At 39.6% G+C, this 17,540-nt stretch carries 16 protein-coding genes; 7 read left to right on the top strand and 9 right to left on the bottom strand.

Annotated elements, in window-relative coordinates; genetic code table 11:
• Positions 1-156: 156 nt before the first annotated feature.
• On the bottom strand, positions 157-1,659 hold the full coding sequence (gene putP / locus FTT94_RS12000) for a sodium/proline symporter PutP (RefSeq protein WP_180170856.1): 1,503 nt from the start codon (positions 1,657-1,659) through the stop codon (positions 157-159).
• A gap of 424 nt (positions 1,660-2,083) precedes the next feature.
• On the opposite strand from putP, the gene aspA reads away from it, so the two are divergent.
• From aspA to FTT94_RS11975, 5 genes are all read left to right on the top strand, one after another.
• Positions 2,084-3,532, top strand: coding sequence for an aspartate ammonia-lyase (aspA, locus tag FTT94_RS11995; protein WP_180170855.1), 1,449 nt, complete (start codon positions 2,084-2,086; stop codon positions 3,530-3,532).
• Between the two features lie 334 nt (positions 3,533-3,866).
• On the top strand, positions 3,867-4,223 hold the full coding sequence (locus FTT94_RS11990; RefSeq protein ID WP_180010120.1) for a hypothetical protein: 357 nt from the start codon (positions 3,867-3,869) through the stop codon (positions 4,221-4,223).
• Positions 4,224-4,402: 179 nt separating this feature from the next.
• A complete protein-coding gene (gene mfd, locus FTT94_RS11985; RefSeq protein WP_180170857.1) occupies positions 4,403-7,870 on the top strand; it encodes a transcription-repair coupling factor in 3,468 nt (1,155 codons plus the stop codon).
• A gap of 223 nt (positions 7,871-8,093) precedes the next feature.
• Positions 8,094-8,528, top strand: a complete 435-nt coding sequence (locus FTT94_RS11980) for an HIT domain-containing protein (protein WP_067762788.1) — start codon at positions 8,094-8,096, stop codon at positions 8,526-8,528.
• Between the two features lie 61 nt (positions 8,529-8,589).
• Entirely contained in the window at positions 8,590-10,056 is a 1,467-nt protein-coding gene (locus tag FTT94_RS11975) for an adenylate/guanylate cyclase domain-containing protein (protein WP_180090038.1), read from the top strand.
• A 172-nt stretch (positions 10,057-10,228) separates the two neighbouring features.
• Here FTT94_RS11975 and fdx read toward each other — a convergent pair whose 3' ends face one another.
• The 8 genes from fdx to FTT94_RS11935 all read right to left on the bottom strand — a co-directional run bounded on the left by fdx (position 10,229) and on the right by FTT94_RS11935 (position 16,404).
• Complete coding sequence (gene fdx, locus FTT94_RS11970) at positions 10,229-10,567, bottom strand: ISC system 2Fe-2S type ferredoxin (RefSeq protein WP_078188671.1); 339 nt, start codon at positions 10,565-10,567, stop codon at positions 10,229-10,231.
• A 16-nt stretch (positions 10,568-10,583) separates the two neighbouring features.
• Positions 10,584-12,443 (bottom strand): Fe-S protein assembly chaperone HscA, encoded by a 1,860-nt coding sequence (gene hscA / locus FTT94_RS11965; protein WP_180170854.1) that lies wholly within the window; start codon positions 12,441-12,443, stop codon positions 10,584-10,586.
• A gap of 39 nt (positions 12,444-12,482) precedes the next feature.
• Positions 12,483-12,998, bottom strand: coding sequence for a Fe-S protein assembly co-chaperone HscB (gene hscB, locus FTT94_RS11960; protein ID WP_078188669.1), 516 nt, complete (start codon positions 12,996-12,998; stop codon positions 12,483-12,485).
• A gap of 104 nt (positions 12,999-13,102) precedes the next feature.
• A complete protein-coding gene (iscA, locus tag FTT94_RS11955) occupies positions 13,103-13,423 on the bottom strand; it encodes an iron-sulfur cluster assembly protein IscA (protein WP_078188668.1) in 321 nt (106 codons plus the stop codon).
• 37 nt (positions 13,424-13,460) lie between these two features.
• Positions 13,461-13,847, bottom strand: a complete 387-nt coding sequence (gene iscU / locus FTT94_RS11950) for a Fe-S cluster assembly scaffold IscU (RefSeq protein ID WP_078188667.1) — start codon at positions 13,845-13,847, stop codon at positions 13,461-13,463.
• A gap of 104 nt (positions 13,848-13,951) precedes the next feature.
• Entirely contained in the window at positions 13,952-15,169 is a 1,218-nt protein-coding gene (locus FTT94_RS11945; RefSeq protein WP_078188666.1) for an IscS subfamily cysteine desulfurase, read from the bottom strand.
• A gap of 1 nt (position 15,170) precedes the next feature.
• Complete coding sequence (locus tag FTT94_RS11940; RefSeq protein ID WP_078188665.1) at positions 15,171-15,644, bottom strand: Rrf2 family transcriptional regulator; 474 nt, start codon at positions 15,642-15,644, stop codon at positions 15,171-15,173.
• A gap of 112 nt (positions 15,645-15,756) precedes the next feature.
• On the bottom strand, positions 15,757-16,404 hold the full coding sequence (locus tag FTT94_RS11935; protein ID WP_078188664.1) for a hypothetical protein: 648 nt from the start codon (positions 16,402-16,404) through the stop codon (positions 15,757-15,759).
• A gap of 207 nt (positions 16,405-16,611) precedes the next feature.
• Between FTT94_RS11935 and FTT94_RS11930 the strand changes: the two genes are divergently transcribed.
• Both FTT94_RS11930 and FTT94_RS11925 read left to right on the top strand, forming a co-directional pair.
• Positions 16,612-17,082, top strand: coding sequence for a phasin family protein (locus FTT94_RS11930; RefSeq protein ID WP_180170853.1), 471 nt, complete (start codon positions 16,612-16,614; stop codon positions 17,080-17,082).
• Positions 17,083-17,248: 166 nt separating this feature from the next.
• Positions 17,249-17,521, top strand: coding sequence for an HU family DNA-binding protein (locus FTT94_RS11925; protein WP_078188662.1), 273 nt, complete (start codon positions 17,249-17,251; stop codon positions 17,519-17,521).
• Positions 17,522-17,540 lie beyond the last annotated feature (19 nt).

The following is a 17,540-nucleotide window of genomic DNA, read 5'->3' as shown; positions in this document are numbered from 1 at the left end:
ATAATTCAAGTGAATTTGTTTGAAAGAAGAACTTTAAAAGCTTTATTTTCACCCGATAAAATACCCATAAAACAAGAGGAAGCTCAAATGAGCTTCCTCTTGTGAAAAATTGTGGGACAGCAGTGGCATTTAGCCCCTTTTTTAGTGTCAGAAATTTTAGATTTTAGACATTTCTTTTTGATATTGCGCTTCGGCTTTTTCAAAGCGTTCAACCACATCCGCTTCTGGTGCTTTGCTCAATAAGCTCACCACAACGATACTGATCGCAGAGAAAATAAAGCCTGGAATGATTTCGTATAAACCAAGGTGGCCTAAGTAGTTTTTCCACACGATGACAGTCACAGCACCCACGATCATGCCAATGATTGCTCCGTTAAGCGTCATACGTTTCCACAGCAATGAAAGAATAATCAGTGGGCCAAATGCAGCTCCGAAACCTGCCCATGCATAAGCTACTAAGCCTAAAACTTTACTTGCAGGGTTCATTGCAAAGGTGATTGCAAATACGGCAATTGCCAAGACCATCGCACGTCCAATCCAAACCAATTCTTTTTGCGATGCGTTTTTACGAATAAAACCTTTGTACAAATCTTCCGTCAAGGTGGTTGAACACACCAATAACTGGCAGCTGAGTGTGCTCATCACCGCAGCTAAAATTGCGGCTAAAATAATCCCTGCAATCCACGGATTGAATAGAATTTTAGTCAATTCCATAAATACCGTTTCAGGGTTGGCATTAACGACGCTTGCCAGTTCTGGGTGAACTTGGAAGTAAGCAATACCGATATAACCGGCTGCTACAGCACCGCCTAGACATAGGATCATCCATGTCATACCAATGCGACGTGCATTCGGAATGGATTTAACAGAATCGGCTGCCATAAAGCGAACCAAAATATGCGGCTGACCAAAATAGCCTAAGCCCCACGCCATGCTGGATAAAATCGCAACTGTACTTAAGCCTTCAAATAAATTAGAAGCTTGTGGGCGAGCTGTTTCCAAAATAGCAGCAAGATTTTGACTGTTATCACCTAAAGCAAGGTAGGCAATGATCGGTGTGATCAGCAGTGCAAAGATCATCAGACCCGCTTGGAAAGTATCGGTCCAACTGATCGCTAAGAATCCACCAATACAGACATAACTGATGGTTGCAATGGCACCAATCCACAGTGCTGTTGTGTAGTTCCAACCGAATAAACTTTCGAAAAGTCGTGCGCCAGCCACCATGCCAGAAGCACAGTAAATCGCAAAGAACACTAAAATCACTACAGCTGAAATGATACGTAAAATCTTTTTACGGTCTGCAAAACGGCTCGTGAAATAATCGGGCAGGGTCAGGGCATTATTTTGATATTCGGTATGAACACGCAAGCGACCAGCAACGATCAACCAGTTCAACCAAGCACCGATAATTAAGCCGATTGCAATCCAAGCTTCGGAAAGACCAGATAGATAAATTGCACCAGGGAGACCCATGAGTAGCCAACCACTCATGTCGGATGCACCTGCTGAAAGTGCAGTCACAACACTTCCTAAACTTCGTCCACCTAAAATGTATTCGTCAAAGTTATGCGTAGCTTTGTAGGCACACAAACCAATGGCAAGCATTGCAAGAATATAAAAAATAAAGGTGACTAATGTCGGGTTTAAATGGCTCATAGGCGGTTCATCCTTAATGAAAGCAAATCATCTCTGTCCTAGATGAAAATTTGTACTTCTGTCGTAAATCGCAGATTCAAGCACGATTTAAAAATTACACTCTGTAACCTTTAAGCATATTTTATGTATATTTTGTGTAAATACTATTTTTTCTTATTACAAATCGAATTTTTTTATTGTGCTGCTGAAATGTTGTACAGAAGGGAATTTAAATTTTGAAATATAAATCTACTTAAGACTTTTCATCACAAAAAGAGAACTAATGAAATTAGGTAAAAATTACACAATGTTACATGGTGAACAAGAAATGTGCATTTGAAATATTTGGTTGCAAATGTGCATCACATCATCTGTAGTGAGATGATTTGAACAGGTCGAATATGAGGTATGCACAGTCTTGGTGCGTAATTAGAGGGAATGCGCTGTGACAACGGTTCAAATGGAAAAAACGAGAATAGAGCATGATTTATTGGGGGATAAAGCAGTCCCGCAGTCATGTTATTACGGTATACATACATTGCGTGCCATCGAAAACTTTCAAATATCAAAGCAGCATGTCGGACAAAATTTAAACTTTGTACGCGCTATTGCTCAGGTAAAAAAAGCGTCAGCAGAAACCAATTATCAATTTAACTTAATACAAGATGATATTCGCCAAGCGATTCAGCAGGCCTGCGATGCATTGATTGATCATCCAGAACATTGGCAGCCTGCATTTCCAATTGATATTTATCAAGGTGGAGCAGGCACTTCTATTAACATGAATGCCAATGAAGTCATTGCCAATATTGCCCTTGAGTCGCTCGGAGATGCTAAAGGCAGTTATCAACGGATTCATCCAAACGATCATGTTAATAAGTCACAATCGACTAATGATGTCTATCCAACAGCGCTGCGTCTAGCAACATTTAGCGCTTTTGATGCTTTATTTGTGGTTTTAAATCAGCTAATTGGAAGCTTACATATTAAAGCTGATGAGTTTAAACATGTCATCAAAATGGGGCGTACACAGTTACAAGATGCAGTTCCGATGACTTTGGGGCAAGAGTTCCGTGCATTTGCAACATTATTAAAAGAAGATTTGAAGTTGATTGAGCAAAATCGACAGCTTTTATTGGAAATTAATTTAGGTGCGACAGCAATTGGTACTGGCGTGAATTCTCCTGCAGGTTATGCGGCCAAGGCCGTTGAAAATCTAGCTCATTTGACCGGTCTAAAATTGCAAGGTGCAGAAGACTATGTCGAAGCAACCAGCGATTGTGGCGTATTTATTTTATTATCGAGTTGCTTAAAACGTTTAGCTGTCAAACTTTCTAAAATTTGTAATGACTTACGTCTTTTAAGTTCTGGGCCACGTACAGGTTTAGCGGAAATTCGATTACCTGAGTTACAAGCAGGTTCGTCGATCATGCCTGCAAAGGTCAATCCCGTGATCCCAGAAGTGGTCAACCAAATTGCATTTCGAGTAATGGGGAATGATTTAACCATCACTTTAGCCGCAGAAGCAGGGCAATTACAATTAAATGTCATGGAGCCGGTGATTGCATTGTCCATGAATGAATCGATTGAGCTTTTGGTGAATGCCGTAAAAACATTAGACAGCAAATGCATTCAAGGGATTCAGGCAAATGAGCAAGCATGTTTTGATGCTGTGATGCGTAGTGTAGGAATCGTGACCTTACTCGATCCATATTTAGGTCATGCAAAATGTGATGAAATCGGTAAGCAATGTATTGCCGAAAATAAAACCATTCGCCAAGTGGTTTTAGAGCAAGAGCTGTTAACTGAAAGTCAATTAGATGAAATTTTCTCGATTGAAAATTTAGTTTCTGAAGTGACACCATTTAGTATGCCACTGGCTCAAGTGAGTTAAATGCTTATTTAAGACTCTTAAATAGTAAATGAAGAGTAAATGACGAAGGTTAATCCTTCGTTTTTTATTTGAAGAAATCAGTGGTAAAGCTAGAGAACTAATCTGATGGCAGTGATGTATTAAGTCTCTAATAGGAACTTAATTTCTAAAAGAAAGTATTGTGTTGAGATTAGAGCTTTATAGAAACTGAAGATAGCTATTATTTTTCTATATATAGCCATGAACGTTTGGATGAAAAATTTAGCGCATAGATAAAGTCAGAACAGCTTTAACTTGCCCCAAAAAGGACGTAATCGAAGTACAATAGGTTTTTTATCATGTTGTAGATAGTCAGATGTTTAATAAGTTAGTCGATTTATTCAAAGGCGCTAAAGAGTCGCCTGAGCAACTTTACTTAGAACAACACCACATTCAATATGATGAAACTCAGGGCTATATCATTGAAGGCGTAGTTTTAAATACATTGTCTGAACGTATGGAATATCTGTCGAATAGAAAAATGACAAATTTCGATGATTTAAAACAGCTCTATGCAACTGCAATGATTATCAATGAAAAAATAGACTTGGAAATTGCAAATAAACGTTTTGTTGCAAGATTAGGCAATACTGAAGAAAATCTTTTGCAGTTTAAACTTTATGTCAAACTATTGAATGATTATTATCGTCAATTCATCCGTGATCGTAAGTAAGTGAATAGAGTGCTGCATTTGAGTTTGATGGGTGCGTTAATGGTACACATCAATAGAAAATACAATCGCAAATTCATATTGGTTAAAACACTGTATATAGTTGCTTAAATCTCGGAATGTAAAAAGCATCGTGTTAATATGATCACCAAGTGGTTAAAACATTAAAAGCTATTTACATCATGTTCCAGCAAGAAATTTCACAACTCAATCTTAAACAGCTTAAAGCTGGCGAAAAGCGGTGGGTCGGAAACTTACAAGGCTCATCTGCTGCATTATTATTTAAAGAAATTAGCAAACAATCGAAACAGTTGTTTGTGATTGTTGCACGTAATAATCAGCATCTCGGGCAGTTAGAAAGTGAGCTGGAATTTTACGGAATCAAGCCGACTATTTTCCCAGATTGGGAAATTTTACCTTATGACCGACTATCGCCACATCAAGACATTGTTTCTGAACGCTTGGCGATTTTGTCCAATATGCCACAGCAAGGTGTGTTGTTGGTTTCAGCAACAACTTTAGCGCAGCGAGTTGCACCGGCATCTTGGGTATTAGGTGAACACTTTGATATTAAAGTGGGTCAAAAATTTGATATCGAACAACAAAAATTAAGATTAGTACAAGCGGGCTATCACTTAGTGGACACCGTTTATGATCATGGTGAATTTGCAGTACGCGGCAGCATCATGGATATTTACGCTTCGGGGCAAAGTTCACCAATTCGTATTGACTTATTTGATGATGAAATCGATACCCTCAAATTCTTTGATCCTGAAACTCAGCGAACCACCCAAAATTTAGATCATTTTACGGTTTTACCTGCAAAAGAATTTCCATTAAAAGAAGCGCGTTCACTGTTTCGTGATCGATATGCGGAAAATTTTCCGACGGCAAATCCAAAGAAAAACCCAATTTATCAAGATGTACAAGACGGTATAGCTTCACCGGGTATTGAGTTTTATTTTCCGTTGTTCTTCTCTGAACAAGCCATGAGAGAGCAAAGTACGCTATTTTCGTACTTACCAGAGAGTGGCATTGTCATTACAGATAAAGCTATTGATGACACATTGATTCAGTTTTGGTCGGATATTGTGCGTCGTTATGAAGACCGCCGTAATAATGTCGACCAACCGATTTTGCCGCCAGAGCAGATTTTCCTACAACCAAATCAAGTGTTAGAACAATTAAATCTCTGCCGTCGTATCGTGGCTTCACCTGAGGCTTTTGATGAACGTAATGGCGTGATCAATCTTACTGCTGAGATTCCACCCCGTTTACCTGTCGATCCAAAACGTGAAAAGCCATTTTCTGCGGTTAAGCAATATATAGATGCGGCAAATTATCCAGTGCTTTTGGTGGCTGAAAGCGCTGGTCGACGTGAAACTTTAAAAGATGCATTGCGTCCAAGTTTGGGTGATATCTCAACGGTCGAAAGTTTTGATGATTTTATGCATTCTATGCATGCGATTGCGATCACCAATGCGCCCTTAGATCGTGGTTTATTGCTAACTGACAAACTCAGTGTAATTTCTGAAAATCAGCTTTATGAACACCGTGTGGTTCAACGTCGTCGTAAACGCCAACAGGAAGTATCAGAAGAGTTTCTTGTTCGTAGTTTAACCGAGCTAAGTATTGGCGCACCTGTGGTTCATATTGATTATGGTGTGGGGCGATATGCAGGTTTAATTACCTTGAGTATCGATGACCAAGACCATGAGTTTTTGCAGTTAGACTATGCCGATGCAGCTAAGGTGTATGTCCCTGTAACAAACCTGCATTTAATTAGCCGATACAGTGGTGGTGACCCAGATCTAGCACCATTACATAAATTGGGCACAGATGCATGGTCTAAAGCCAAACGCAAGGCTTTAGAGCAGATCCATGATGTGGCGGCAGAACTTTTACATATTCAAGCCCGTCGTCACTCGAAGCCGGGTTATGGATTTGAACTGGATCAAAGTCTGTATATGCAGTTTGCCAGTGGCTTCGCCTATGAAGAAACTTTAGACCAAGCCAATGCTATTGAAGCGACACTGTATGACATGCAACAAGCGAAGCCGATGGATCGCTTGGTTTGTGGTGATGTCGGTTTTGGTAAAACAGAAGTGGCCATGCGTGCTGCATTTGTGGCAGTACAAAATAACAAACAAGTGGCTGTACTTGTGCCAACCACGTTGTTGGCGCAGCAGCACTACGAGTCTTTCAAAGACCGTTTTGCGGACTGGCCTGTACGTATTGAAGTCCTTTCACGCTTTGGTTCATCAAAATCACATACCAAAACCATTGAAGACCTCGCAGAAGGCAAAGTGGATATTGTGATTGGCACACATAAAATCTTGCAGGAAAGTGTGCAATTTAAAAATCTCGGCCTCATGATCGTGGATGAAGAGCACCGTTTTGGTGTACGTGATAAAGAGAGAATTAAAGCCTTACGTGCCGATGTTGATATGCTAACGCTAACTGCAACGCCTATTCCACGTACGCTGAATATGGCTTTTAGTGGTATGCGTGATCTATCTATTATTGCAACGCCACCTGCCCGTCGTCTTGCTGTGAAAACTTTTGTGCAAGAACACACTGGGGATTCGATTAAAGAAGCCATCTTGCGTGAACTATTACGTGGCGGGCAAGTGTATTTCTTACACAATGAAGTCGAGACCATTGAACGTACGGCAGAAACTCTACGTGAATTGGTTCCTGAAGCCCGAGTTGCGGTAGCACATGGTCAAATGCGTGAGCGTGAGCTAGAGCAAATCATGCAGCAGTTCTATCACAAAGAATATAACGTGCTGGTGTGTTCAACCATTATTGAAACTGGGATTGACGTGCCAAACGCCAATACCATTTTGATTGAGCGTGCAGATAAACTGGGACTTGCGCAGTTGCACCAATTACGTGGTCGTGTCGGTCGATCGCACCATCAAGCATACGCCTATTTACTTGTACCTTCGCTCAAAGGCTTAAAGGGTGATGCTGAAAAACGCCTAGATGCCATTTCTCGTGCATCGACTTTGGGTGCGGGCTTCATGTTGGCTACAGAAGACTTAGAAATTCGTGGCGCAGGTGAGTTGCTGGGTGAACAGCAAAGTGGCTCAATGCAAACCATCGGTTATAGCCTGTATATGGAAATGCTTGAAAAAGCCACCAAAGCCATTCAAAAAGGTAAAACGCCTAACTTTGACTCTCCATTGTCATTAACGGCTGAAATTAGCATGCACATGCCAGCCTTAATTCCAGATGATTATTTAGGTGATGTACATCAACGGTTATTGTTCTATAAACGCATTAGTAATACGGATACTCAAGAGAAACTCGATAACATTCGTATGGAGTTAATTGATCGTTTCGGCTTGCCGCCGCAAGCAGTCAAGCAATTATTCTCTGTCCATCAGTTGCGTTTAAAAGCGGAACAATTGGGTATCACAAAAATTGATATCAGCTCACATGGCGGCAGTATTGAGTTCTCGCCAGATACACCAGTTCAAGCCATATCGATCATTCAAATGATGCAAAAGCATCCGACTTTCTTCCGAATGGAAGGTGGACAGCGTCTAAAAGTGATGGTCATGCTCGAAGAATATGACAAACGCATTCAATTTATAAATGACTTATTAGACAGTTTGCTGAAGGAATTGGCGCCAAATCAATAGATTTGGCGTATAAATTGCTTGTTTAGAATGAGTAGATTTTCATGAGTGTTTTTTATATAGAAGAAACGCTTGATTTTTTTGAAAAATTTATTAGAGTCATAAGCACGCAACGTTTTATTCAAATGCAGTTTATTTGTAATGAAACGTTCTGTACAGAATATTCACACCCATAAGGATGTGATAGTATTAGCCATCATTCTAATTTTGCATCATTTATAAAGATATGTTTAGTTTACATCCACAACTTGCTCAAGATACGTTTTATGTAGGCGACTTTCCTCTGTCAACATGTCGTTTGATGAATGATATGCAATTCCCGTGGCTTATTTTGATTCCACGTGTTCCGGGAATTACAGAGCTTTATGAATTAAGTCAGGCAGACCAAGAGCAGTTTTTACGTGAATCAAGCTGGTTATCAAGCCAATTGTCACGTGTATTCCGTGCAGACAAAATGAATGTAGCTGCATTGGGTAATATGGTTCCACAATTACATTTTCATCATGTTGTTCGTTATCAAAATGATGTGGCTTGGCCGAAACCAGTTTGGGGTACGCCAGCAGTTCCTTATAACAATGATGTCTTGGCACACATGCGCCAAACACTAATGCTTGCACTACGTGGTCAAGGTGATATGCCTTTCGATTGGCGTATGGACTAATCCCGATTTACGGACAATATCAGGATAGTAGAAGAATGAGTGTCCGTATGGGGGCGATCGAGTGCCGTTAGACAATTTAATCAGCAAAGAGCCTAAACAGTTTGAATATTTTCATCGTTTGATGGGATATATCATGCTGTCTTTGGTGATTATTGTCTATCATTACACTCAGCCAGATACGCAATATCAAATCTATATTCCTGCATTTTTATTTTTTCTGATTTTAGTCGTTCCTAAGTTTTCTCATTGGTTAATTTATCGATATAGCAATCAAGTTAAGCGTAATGTGCTTTTTCTGATCGATATCATAGTAATTGCTGTACTAATGTCTGCAGTACATTTAAGCCTTGTTTTAACTTTTCTTGCGGTCTTTGCGCTGCTATATACAACCATTTATAACAAAATTAATTTCTTAATGATGTCCTTGGCCGGGATTGTAGGCGTCACTGTATTTTATTTATGTAATATTTATGTCTTTGGTTTTCAAGAATATTTTGAGTCAACCAGCAGTGAATTAACCGTTCTTGGCTTTTTATGCCTCATTACCTATTTCAGTGTGGGGACATTTTATCAACACACCCAAGTTCAGTCTTTGAGCAATAAAAAGAACCACTATTATGATCAGATGAATCGTTATATGGAATTCGCCAATCAATTGAGTCGTTATGCGCCTATGCAACTTTGGCAATCGATTATGAAAGGTGAGTCTGAAGCTAAAATCGAATATAAACGTAAAAAACTCACGATTTTCTTTTCAGATATTCAAGGGTTCACAGAACTTTCTGAAACATTAATCCCAGACGATTTAGCATTTCTACTCAATGACTATTTGAGTCATATGACTGAGATTGCCAAACAGTATGAAGCGACTGTCGATAAATTTATGGGTGATGCAATTCTAATCTTCTTTGGTGATCCACATAGCCAAGGCGTAGAGCAAGACGCAAAAACCTGTTTAGAGATGGCAATGGTCATGCGTCAGCAAATGAAGTTGCTGCGTGAACGCTGGATTAAAATGGGTTATCCGCCGCTACACATTCGTATGGGTATTTCTACAGGGTATTGCCACGTTGGGAACTATGGTGCGGCTCACCGTATGGCTTATACCATCGTGGGTCGTGATGCCAACTTGGCTGCAAGATTACAGAGTGCTGCCGAAGTCGACGAAATTTTGATTTCAGACGATACGCATCATTTAGTGAAAAATGACTATTTATGTGCACCCAAAGCACCGATCTTCTTAAAAGGCATCAAAGGCCCAGTACGTACTTGGCAAGTGATGGAAAAATACACCTCTCAGAAAACAGATTATCAGCGGTGGTTTGACTACGAATATAAAGGCTTTAATCTATTGTTGAACTTAGATGAAGTACAAAACTTTGAATATCCTGAACTAATACATGTTTTAGAACGCATGATTCAACGCCTACAAACACAGCAAAAAATGACTAACTCTGCTGGTATCGTCAAACTGAATTTAGAAGATGAAGTTATTGAAGAAGTCAAAAAAACTGAATCTCACTCTTAATTTCACATATACATTGTAAAAATTAGATCTAATCGTATCACGTAAAATTTTAACAATAACTCAGTTCATGCTTTTATAAAAATTTCTTATTTTTGAAATATTAAATAAATTTATCCATAAAAAAGCCAGTTACGATGAACTGGCTTTTTGATTATAGAAAATTATCTATAAATTAATGATTTTCTGAAGCATGGTTGATGGTGTATTTGGGAATTTCAATTTCCAAATCTTCATCTTCAATTTTTACTTGGCATGACAGACGAGAGTCTGGTTCTAATCCCCAAGCACGATCGAGAAGATCTGCTTCGACATCATCCATTTCATCTAGACCATCAAAACCTTTACGTACAACCACATGGCAAGTGGTGCATGCTTTAGACATATCACATGCATGTTCAATTTTGATGCCGTTTTTTAACATGCTTTCACAAAGGTTAGCATTTGCTTCGACTTCAAACTCAGCGCCGTTTGGGCAGATTGTTGCGTGAGGCAGTACTTTAATACGTGGCATAATCTTGACCTATAAATTAATTTGAGTTTGACCAGTCATCGAGTTTTGTGCCTTTCAGTGCGGCATCAATGTGCTGATTCATACGAGCTGCAGCAAATGCATCGCTATGTATTTTAAGCTGTTCTACAGCATGTTCAATAGCTTTGATATCTGTCGTTTCAAGTGCAGCATCTAAAACTGTGCGTGCAGAGGTGAGGGAACTTTGTTGCTCTTGGCTGAGAAGTTGAGCATCCACTTTAAGTGCTTGATCAAGTGCTTCAAGTTCACGTTTTGCTTCCACTTTGGTTTCTTGAAGATGGCGTAAGTTTTTGTCTTCTTCAGCAAACTTATAACCATCAATCAGTAAGCGTTCAGTGTCGGCATCAGATAAACCATAAGAAGGTTTGATGTCAATTTGAGCATGCACACCAGAAGTGGTTTCTTTGGCTGACACCGTCAATAAACCATCTGCGTCAACTTGGAAAGTCACTTCGATACGTGCTTGACCTGCAGTCATCGGTGGAATACCACGAAGTACAAAACGACCTAGACTACGGCAATGTTCAACCAAATCACGCTCACCTTGTACAACATGAATCAACATCGCTGTTTGACCATCTTGATAGGTTGTGAATTCTTGGCGACGCGCCACAGGAATGGCTGTGTTACGCGAAATAAGGCGCTCAACCAAACCGCCCATGGTTTCTAAACCTAAAGAAAGCGGCGTGACGTCTAAAAGCAGTGAACCATCTTTAGAGTTACCAATAAGTTGGTTCGCTGTAATCGACGCGCCAATGGCAACAACTTCATCAGGGTTGATGGTGCAAAGAGGTTCTTGATTGAAGACATCTTGAACGGCTTTTTGTACAGCATACGAGCGGGTAGAACCACCGACCAATACCACATTTTGAATATCGCTGAGCTCAAGCTTGGCATCACGCATGACACGTTTACAAACGCTGATGGTTTTATCCAAAGCAACTTTGATGATTGATTCAAAAGTAGGGCGGTCTAAAGTCAATGATTGATCAAGAACTTTAAGCTCTACAGATTTAGCCTCGGTTAGAGCTTCTTTTGCTTTACGTGCAGAAACAATGAAATGCGCATATTCAGCATCATCTAAAGTTTCAATGTTCAGTTGTTTTTTTGCCCATTTTACAATCAGACGGTCTAAGTCATCACCACCAAGCGCCGTGTGGCCACCAGTTGCTAGAACTTCAAAAACACCTTGAGAGAAACGTAAAATTGAAACGTCAAAGGTGCCGCCACCTAAATCATAGATCACATAGTTTTGATCATGTGCAAGATTGGTGTCTTGGTCTAAGCCATAAGCTACTGCCGCAGCAGTCGGTTCATTTAATAGACGTAGTACATTTAAACCTGCAAGCTGCGCTGCATCACGCGTTGCTTGACGCTGTGCTTCATCAAAATAGGCAGGTACAGTAATGACAGCACCATTTACTGGATTGTTTAAGCTGCTTTCTGCAAGGTCTTTAAGCTGTTTTAAAATTTCTGCAGAAATTTCAACGGGTGTTTTACGACCTTGTGCAGTTTCAAAAGCAGGCATTTCATTCGCTTCACCGACTAAGTTGTACGGGTGTTGGAATTTGATATCTGCTTTAGAGCGACCCATAAAGCGTTTTACAGAAACGATGGTGTTTTTAGGATCAGTCGTTAAGAATGCCTTTGCGTCGTCACCATATTGCGTAGTGGATTCGTCATAGTGTGCAATAGAAGGGAGTAACACACGACCATGTTCATCGTTAAGCACTTTCGCTTTACCAGAAAGTACCGTGGCTACTAAAGAGTGTGTAGTCCCAAGATCGATACCAATTGCGATGCGGTGTTCATGCGGCGCACTTGATTGACCAGGTTCTGCAATTTGCAAGAGAGCCATGTGTGTTACATCCTTTGAACGTCAAATATAAAAAATAAATTAAAAATCATCGTCTAAATCAAAGCTATCGTCGTCTAAGAAGCGATCTTCAGCTTTATCGATGTCAGCCATTACTTTTTGGAAGAAGCGTAATTTACGTACGGTATCACGTGCTTCAGCCCAGTCTTCGTCGTCATAATCAATCTTGAATTCACGAACCAAACCGTCAATCCATTGCTGAACTTCAGTTTTAAGTGAAGTGAGGTCATCAGCAGAGCCTGCCTCATCTAACTGTTCACGAATTTCTAAGGCATCTTGTAGGAACTCAAAATCACTAATTGATTGATCAAGGTGATAATCTTGTTTTTTGAGACTTAATAGATATGCAGCGCGGCTATCAACATTGGATAAAGCTTTAAATGCTTGATTAATCTCACTGGATTTAATCAGGGCTAGATCTTTGTCTTCGGCTTTATCTGGATGATATTGTTGCTGCAACTTTAAAAATTCAGATTTTAAAACTGCTAAATCAATATCGAGTGCTACAGGTAAGTTAAACAACTCAAAATGATTCATGGGAGATGGTGTCCGCAATAGAGGTGCAAAAAGTGTTGCTTTAAATGCAATTAAAACAGTGAATTTTACACTGTTTTAATGCGAAAAAGGAGTGTGGAAAAGGCTTAAACCGTAAACGATTCGCCGCAGCCACATTCGCCTTTTTTATTTGGGTTATTAAATTCAAAACCTTCGTTTAATCCATTTTTCACATAGTCCATCTCCATACCTTCGAGATAAACTAAGCTTTTTGGGTCAACGAATACTTTTACGCCAAACTGATCGAATACTTGGTCATGCGTGTCAATATCATCGACAAACTCAAGTACATAAGCTAAACCAGAACAGCCAGAAGTTTTCACGCCAACGCGAATGCCTTCACCCTTACCGCGATTCTTGATGTAATTGCTGATATGAGTTGCAGCATTTTCAGTTAAATGAATCATGAAAACTCCGTTAATCTTTTTTAAAACACGTAAACAATTAAGCTTTTACTTTCTTGCTACGGTAGTCTTCTACAGCAGCTTTGATTGCATCTTCAGCAAGTACAGAGCAGTGTACTTTTACTGGTGGAAGTGCAAGTTCAGTTGCAATATCAATGTTCTTAATTGCTTGAGCTTCATCAAGAGTTTTGCCTTTTAGCCACTCTGTTACTAATGAGCTAGATGCAATTGCTGAACCACAACCGTAAGTTTTGAAGCGAGCTTCTTCAATTACGCCGTTGTCATCAACTTGGATCTGTAGACGCATAACATCGCCACAAGCTGGTGCACCGACCATACCTGTACCAACGTTTTCTGCATTTTTGTCTAAAACACCAACATTACGAGGGTTTTCGTAATGATCAATTACTTTTTCGCTATAAGCCATGACGCTTCTCCAAACCTCGGGGTCAGCCTTAAGATTAATATGGGGGTGAAATTACGTTAATCAATGAGATAGCCTTAAAATAAAAGCTATCTCACCGGGATGAATTAGTGTTCAGCCCATTCTACAGAATTAAGGTCGATACCTTCTTTGTACATATCCCAAAGCGGTGAAAGATCACGTAGTTTTTCAACTGCTGCTTTGGTAATTTCAAGTACATGGTCAATATCGGCTTCAGTGGTGTATTTACCAAAGCTGAAACGAATCGAGCTATGAGCCAATTCATCTGAAAGACCCAATGCACGAAGTACATAAGATGGCTCTAAAGTTGCTGATGTACATGCAGAACCAGAAGATACTGCGCAATCCTTAAGTGCCATCATTAACGATTCACCTTCAACAAAGTTAAAGCTGACGTTTAGATAGTTTGCAACGTTGTATTCTGGGTGACCGTTCAGGAAGACTTGTTCAAGACCTTGCAAGCCATTCCAAAGTTTGTCACGAAGTACACGAATACGAGTTTGTTCGGCATGAAGGTTTTTACCTGCAAGTTCGAACGCTTCGCCCATACCCACGATTTGGTGAGTCGCTAGCGTACCTGAACGCATACCACGTTCATGACCGCCACCGTGCATTTGCGCTTTAATACGTACACGTGGTTGACGACGTACATAAAGAGCACCAATACCTTTAGGACCATAGATTTTGTGGCCAGAGAAGCTCATCAAATCAACTTTCATTGTTGAAAGATCAATTTCTACTTTACCTGCAGCTTGCGCAGCATCTACGTGGAAATAAGTTTTGTTTGCACGAGTCAATTCACCGATTGCAGCTACATCTGTAGTTGTACCGATTTCATTGTTCACCATCATCAAAGATACAAGAATCGTATCTGGACGAAGGGCAGCTTGAACCATTTCAGGTGTAATTAAACCTGTTTTTGCTTCTGGCTCAAGATAAGTAATTTCGAAGCCTTCTTCTTCAAGCTCGCGGCAAGTATCAAGAATTGCTTTATGTTCAATTTTACTTGTAATAATGTGCTTGCCTTTAGATGCATAGAACTGAGCAATACCTTTAAGCGCAAGGTTGTCAGATTCAGTTGCACCAGAAGTCCAAACGATTTCGCGTGGATCAGCTTTTACTAGATTAGCAACTTGTTCACGTGCATATTCTACTTTTTCTTCTGCCTGCCAGCCGTAAGCATGAGAACGAGAAGCTGCATTACCAAAAGTACCGTCAAACGTTAGACATTCCATCATACGTTCTGCGACTTGAGGGTCTACAGGTGTAGTTGCTGCATAGTCAAGATAAATAGGACGCTTCATGTCAAATACCTGTAACCGATAAAAGGGCTGAATCAAAGTTTGCTGAATTTTGACGAATAGATACGGTTTGAACGTTATCGCGTGCTACAAGGTCAGCAAGGGTGATTTTTGCAAGATAATCGGCAATGTGGTGGGAGAGTTCCTGCCATAAATCATGAGTCAAGCACATTGCACCATTTTGGCAGTTGCCTTTGTGGTCACAACGGGTTGCATCAACTGTTTCATTTACAGCTTCAATAATTTCCAAAACAGTGATGTCTTCAGCACTACGAGCAAGGTGATAACCACCGTTTGCTCCACGGATGCTGGAAACTAAGCCGTGACGCTTTAATTTTGCAAATAACTGCTCAAGATAGGCCACTGAAATGGTTTGACGAGCTGCAATTTCTGCAAGAGTGATCGTTTGTTCAGTTGGCTGCAAAGCTAGATCAAGTAGAGCAGTCACTGCGTAGCGACCGCGAGTTGTTAAGCGCATGATTCGATACACATGTTAAGTCTAGATGTGCAGATTTTATGAATCCTGACTAAAATAGTCAAGTTTTTTTGAGATTGTTTATTTGTTTTATTTTGTCTGAAAAATTATGTATTTATTTGAACCACACATTATACACTAATAACGTTATTAAAAGAACAGATATTAGACTAAAAGCGATATTAATCCGCTTTTGACGGCGTTCGATACGCTTAATACGGTTTTTGTATTGTTTAACTTCAACTTGCAGTGTGTTGATTTTAGAGCGTTGCTGTTCAATTTTTTCTAAAAGTGGGGCAATACGTTTTTTAGACGCAACGATATCGTTTTCTTCGACAGGTTCAGACAGCCAGTGTTTCCAGTCAGATAAAATTTTCGGCACACTAAATAATGAAACCAGATCGCGAAATTCATCTTTCAGAACCACATCACCATCGATCCGCATGGTTTTGATGCTTTTACGATTACCAAATACAAAAATTTTCACCAAATCCATTAATGTCGTGCGGACATCAAGGTCGATGGCTTTATCTGGAGATTTCGTGTCGAACAGAATACCGTGCTCAGTAAACTGAACATAAAAGTCAAAATAAGGGATGTAGCTATTTATTTTCAGTGCGACTTTTTGATCAACAAATTTTTTAGCTTGTAATGCTACAACACGGTCATGTTTTAAAATGAAAGTAAAAATCGTTTCTAAAACAATCAGGGTCATAGTAAGCAACAAATGTGGTTGAGCTTGTGTTTGTTGCGTATCACTCATAAAAAAAATGTCCTTGTTAAAATCTGAAAGCACTGGAAACTGAGCATCCTGCTCTAGAGGAACTTAGAATATACCAAAAAGTTGGTAATTCACCAGCTTTGTAGAACAGTTTAATCAATCTATCAAGTCATATGTTTGCTATTATGTTGTTAAAATGAAGAATCACATGTTGCTGTGCACATAAAATAATCAGGAGAAGTGCGGATTATGGAAAATACAGAAAGCATAATTGACGATGTGCAAGAAACATCAGGAAAGCAGGTTAAACCTCGGGTACGTAGTCATTCTGATCGGCGCTCTAAAATGGATTTTCGCAAATATACCAAACAGATTTGGTTGGCTGGATTAGGTGCTTTTTCACGTGCAGAAGGCGAAGGAAATAAGCTTTTTGACTCTTTAGTCAAAGTTGGAGAGGAGCTTGAGTCCAAAACGATTGATATTGCAGATCAAACTGTCGAAAAAGTTTCAGAAAAAGCCAAAGAATCTGTAACTGATACGAAAGATAAAGTAGAAAAAATTTTAGATAATGGTGTTAATCATTCTTTAAACCGTTTAGGATTGGTGACTGTAAAGGATTTACAGCACTTAGAAAGGCTTATACTTCAATTACATACTAAAGTTGACCAATTGGCCGAAGAAAATGCCCAACTGAGGTCCGAAATACTAAAAAAACACTAACTTTTTTACTATTATCGAATTTTCAAGGTTTTTTTCGTCAAAAAATTCTATAAAAAGAGGTTGAGGAGTATTGCGTTTAACCCTAAAGCATTGCTATAAAGGCGTTATGGCGTTTTATACAAATTCTTGAACCTTAAATAAACGATATTAAGAGGACGTAATTTTCATGAATAAATCAGAATTAATTGATGCAATTGCCGAAAATGGGGGATTATCTAAGGCCGATGCCGGTAAAGCTTTAGATGCTACAATTGCTGCAGTTACCAATGCATTAAAAGCTGGTGATACAGTTACTTTAGTTGGTTTCGGTACTTTCAGCGTTAAAGAACGCGCTGCACGTACTGGTCGCAACCCACAAACTGGTGCGACTTTAGAAATCAAAGCAAGCAAAGTTCCTAGCTTCAAAGCTGGTAAAGGCTTGAAAGATTCTGTAGCTTAATCTTATTAAGCACATGAGA

This window comes from Acinetobacter sp. YH12027, assembly GCF_013420085.1.
GTDB lineage: Bacteria > Pseudomonadota > Gammaproteobacteria > Pseudomonadales > Moraxellaceae > Acinetobacter > Acinetobacter amyesii.
Note: the sequence above shows the minus strand (reverse complement) of the source record. Positions and strands in the feature narration are given on the sequence as shown.